This window comes from Streptomyces sp. WM6386, from assembly GCF_000972385.1.
Taxonomy (GTDB): Bacteria; Actinomycetota; Actinomycetes; order Streptomycetales; family Streptomycetaceae; genus Streptomyces.
Map to the genome: position 1 here is coordinate 1 of NZ_JXTE01000450.1, position 495 is coordinate 495.

General features: G+C 70.1%; 1 protein-coding gene. It reads left to right on the plus strand.

What is annotated here, in order from left to right; genetic code table 11:
- A partial coding sequence (locus TN53_RS42190; RefSeq protein WP_046264205.1) for a beta-galactosidase occupies positions 1-495 on the plus strand: 495 nt, incomplete at both ends.

Here is a 495-nt window from a genome sequence, read left to right on the forward strand (position 1 = left end):
AGTCGGCGGCCGGCGCCGAGAAGTACCACTCGTCGATGGTCCCGCACGCCGGGGCCGACAGCGAGCTGTTCCGCGCGGTCGCCGAGCTCGGCGCCACCCTCAAGACCCTGGCCCCGGTGGCCGGTTCGACCCGGGAGAGCGCGAAGGTCGGGATCGTCTTCGACTGGGACTCCTGGTGGGCGAGCGAGCAGGACTCCCACCCCACCTCGCTGCTCAAATACCGCCAGGAAGGCCTGGACTGGTACTCGGCGCTCCTCGCACTCGGCGTGCGCGCCGACCTGATCACCACCAAGAGCGACTTCGCACGCTACGACGTGCTGATCGCGCCCGTCCTGCACGTGGTCCCGGCGGAGCTCGCCAAGGAGCTGACCCGCTACACCGAGCAGGGCGGCCACCTGGTCACGACCTACTTCTCCGGCATCGTCGACCAGAACGACCACATCTGGCTCGGCGGCTATCCCGGCGCCCTGCGCGAGCTGCTCGGCATCCGCGTCG